3 protein-coding genes are annotated in these 3,234 nt (G+C 73.7%); all 3 read left to right on the top strand.

Annotated elements, in window-relative coordinates; all coding sequences use genetic code 11:
* Nucleotides 1-827: SPFH domain-containing protein (locus E2E34_RS32765; RefSeq protein ID WP_244316357.1), on the top strand; the 827-nt coding region annotated here is incomplete at its 5' end.
* 120 nt (nucleotides 828-947) lie between these two features.
* On the top strand, nucleotides 948-1,538 hold the full coding sequence (locus tag E2E34_RS32760; RefSeq protein WP_138905474.1) for a lytic polysaccharide monooxygenase auxiliary activity family 9 protein: 591 nt from the start codon (nucleotides 948-950) through the stop codon (nucleotides 1,536-1,538).
* Between the two features lie 26 nt (nucleotides 1,539-1,564).
* Complete coding sequence (locus tag E2E34_RS32755) at nucleotides 1,565-3,217, top strand: AMP-binding protein (protein ID WP_138905473.1); 1,653 nt, start codon at nucleotides 1,565-1,567, stop codon at nucleotides 3,215-3,217.
* Nucleotides 3,218-3,234 lie beyond the last annotated feature (17 nt).

Below are 3,234 nucleotides of genomic sequence, written 5' to 3'. Positions count from 1 at the left end.
GGCTCGCGGCTGGTGCGGCGCTGGTGTGGTGGACGGGGGCGGTGCCGCCGCCGGCGGCCGTACTGCTCGGGCTGCCCCTGCGTCCGTACGACGGGATCGCGCTCGGGACCTGGGCGGTGCTGGCCGCGCTGGTGACGGTCGTGCTGTTCGCGTTCGGCGGTCTGGCCCGGGGGCGGGTCGGACACGCGTGGGTGCTCTCGCTGTTCGGCGACTACCGGGGCACCGTGCGCCGCAGCGGCCTGGTGTGGGTGAGCCCGCTGCTGCTGCGCCGCCGGGTCGACGTACGGCTGCGGCACTGGCGCAGCGAACCGATGGAGGCCGTCGACGCGAACGGGGTGGCGCTGCGGGTGGTGGTGCTCGTGGTGTGGCGGATCAAGGACACGGCGCGGGCGGTGCTCGCGGTCGAGGACCACGTCCAGTACCTGCGCGAGCAGGTGGAGGCGGCCATGGCGCGGGTGCTGTCGCAGCTTCCGGCCGACGCCTTCCACGACAGCGCGCCGACCCTGCGCGACGCGGAGGCGGTCGGCGGCGCGCTGACCGGGATGCTGGCGGCGGAGGCGGCGCCGGTCGGCATCGACGTCTTCTCGGTGCAGCCGACGCGGATCGAGTACGCCCCCGAGGTCGCGGCGGCGATGCGGCGCAGGCGGGTCGCGGCGCTCGACGCGCAGCACCGGGACAGCGTGCTGTCGTCGGTGGTGGACGCGGTGGACGACACGGTGACGCGGCTGACCTCGCGCGGGCTGGTCGAACTGGACGACTACGAGCGCAAGGCGCTCGTGAAGGACCTGACGGTGGCCTTCTACACGGGCCGCGGGGAGGGACTGTGAACGCCTCCGCGATTGGTCTGGACATGTTCATGACCTGTTAATACATTGGAACTTGGTCTAGACCGCAAGACAACGCGCGCAGCACAGCTCACAGAACTGCCCCCACGTTCAGGAGCAAGCATGCGAATAAAGACAGGTGCGGCCGTCGTCGGCCTCGCGATGGCCGGGGTGTCCTTCCTCGCCACCGGCAGCGCGAGCAGCCACGGCTACACCGACGCCCCGATCAGCCGTCAGAAACTCTGTGCCAACGGCACGGTGACCGGCTGCGGCAACATCCAATGGGAACCGCAGAGCGTCGAAGGGCCGAAGGGATTCCCCGCCTCCGGCCCGGCGGACGGCAAGATCTGCTCCGGCGGCAACGGCCAGTTCGCCCAGCTCGACGACCCGCGCGGAGGTGCCTGGCCCGCCACCAGGCTCACCGCCGGACAGGGCTACGGCTTCCGCTGGCAGTTCACCGCCCGGCACGCCACCAGCGACTTCAGGTACTACATCACCAAGAACGGCTGGGACTCCAGCAGGCCGCTCACCCGGGCGGCTCTGGAATCGCAGCCGTTCATGACGGTGCCGTACGGCGGCCAGCAGCCGCCGTCCACCCTGACCCACCAGGGCACGGTCCCGACCCAGAAGACCGGGCGTCACATCATCCTGGCGGTCTGGAACGTGGCGGACACCACCAACGCGTTCTACGCCTGCTCCGACGTTCAGTTCTGACGTAGGGTCAGCTAACCTCCGGCGCCATGGGGAGCGCAGGCACCGTCGCGGAGCTCGTACAGCGCCAATGGGGCGACCATCGGCCGGGGCTGAGATCCGGGGATCTGGTTCTCAGCCACCACCAGGTCGCCGCGGGCGCCGCCGCGCGGGCCGCGCTCCTCGTGGATCTGCTGCCACGGGGAGCCGAGCCGCACGTCGCCGTGCTGCTCGACAACACGCCGGAGTACCCGCTGTGGCTCAGCGCGGCGGCCCTCGCGGGGGCCGCCGTCGCCGGCGTCAACCCGACCAGGCGCGGCGCCGAACTCGCCCGCGACGTCCTGCACACCGACTGCCGGGTGCTGGTCACCGAACGGGCCCACCTGCCGCTGCTCGACGGCCTCGACCTGCCGGGCGTACGCGTCCTGGTCACCGGCACCGACGCGTACGAGCAGCGCCTGCGCGCCTGTGCCGGTGCGACGCCGGGCAGCGCGACCCTCGCCGGCGGCCCCGCTCCCGGCAGCCGCCTGCTCCTGTACTTCACCTCCGGCTCGACCGGCGCGCCCAAGGCCGCGATCTGCACCCAGGGGCGCCTCGCGGCGGCGGGCGCCTCGCTCGCCGCGCACTTCCGCGTCCGGCCCGACGACGTGCACTACATCTGCATGCCCATGTTCCACGGCAACGCGGTGATCGCGGACTGGGCTCCCGCCCTCGCCGGGCGCGCCGGCATCGGCCTGCGGCGGCGCTTCTCGGCGTCCCGGTTCCTGGACGACGTACGGGAGTACGGCGCGACGTACTTCACCTACGTCGGCCGGGCCGTCCAGTACCTGCTGGCCACCCCCGAGCGCCCCGACGACCGGGACCACTCGCTGCGGCTCGGCTTCGGCACCGAGGCGGGCGCGGTCGACGCGGCCCGCTTCGAGGCGCGGTTCGGGGTGCGCCTCGTCGAGGGGTACGGCTCCTCGGAGGGCGGCGCCGCGATCCGGCGGACCCCGGACACACCGCCCGGCGCCGTCGGGCGCGCGGCGCCGGGTGACGACCTCGCCGTGGTCGACCCGGCGACGGGCGAGGAACGGCCGCCCGGCGTGCTGGACGCGCGAGGCCGCCTCCTGAACGGCTCGGAGGCGATAGGCGAGCTGGTGAACCGGGGCCCGAATCCCTTCGAGGGGTACTGGCGCAACGAGGCGGCGGAGGCGGAACGCCGCCGGGGCGGCTGGTACTGGACCGGTGACCTCTTCTTCCGCGACGCGGCCGGCTTCCTGCACTTCGCGGGCCGGACGGACGACCGCCTGCGGGTGGACGGCGAGAACCTGGCCGCCGCGATGATCGAGAACATCCTGGCCCGCTGGGCGGACGCGGCGGCCGTCGCGGTCTACGCCGTACCGGACCCGGTGGCGGGCGACCAGGTGATGGCGGCGGTCGCGCTGCGCGAGGGCGCGGCGTTCTCCCCGGCCGCGTTCGCCCGGTTCCTCGCCGCGCAGCCGGACCTGGGCACCAAGATGGCCCCGCGCTTCGTGCGCGTCGTCCCCCGGATGCCGGCGACGGCGACGAACAAGGTGCACCGGGTGGCCCTGCGCCGCGAGGGGTTCCGCTGCGCCGACCCGGTGTGGTGGGCGCGGGAGCGCGGTGCGTACACGCCGCTGACCGGGGCCGACACGGCAGCGCTGGTGGAGGAGTACGCGGCGCACGGCCGGGCGCTGTGACGCGGAGCACGGGGGGC

This window comes from Streptomyces albidochromogenes (assembly GCF_005981925.1).
Taxonomy (GTDB): domain Bacteria; phylum Actinomycetota; class Actinomycetes; order Streptomycetales; family Streptomycetaceae; genus Streptomyces; species Streptomyces albidochromogenes.
This window is presented reverse-complemented; position numbering and strand designations above follow the sequence as displayed.

What these genes read in the sequence shown, in the direction of transcription:
- E2E34_RS32760 (WP_138905474.1), top strand. Translation starts at nt 948, where the DNA reads ATGCGAATAAAGACAGGTGCGGCCGTCGTCGGCCTCGCGATGGCCGGG.
- E2E34_RS32755 (WP_138905473.1), top strand. Translation starts at nt 1,565, where the DNA reads ATGGGGAGCGCAGGCACCGTCGCGGAGCTCGTACAGCGCCAATGGGGC.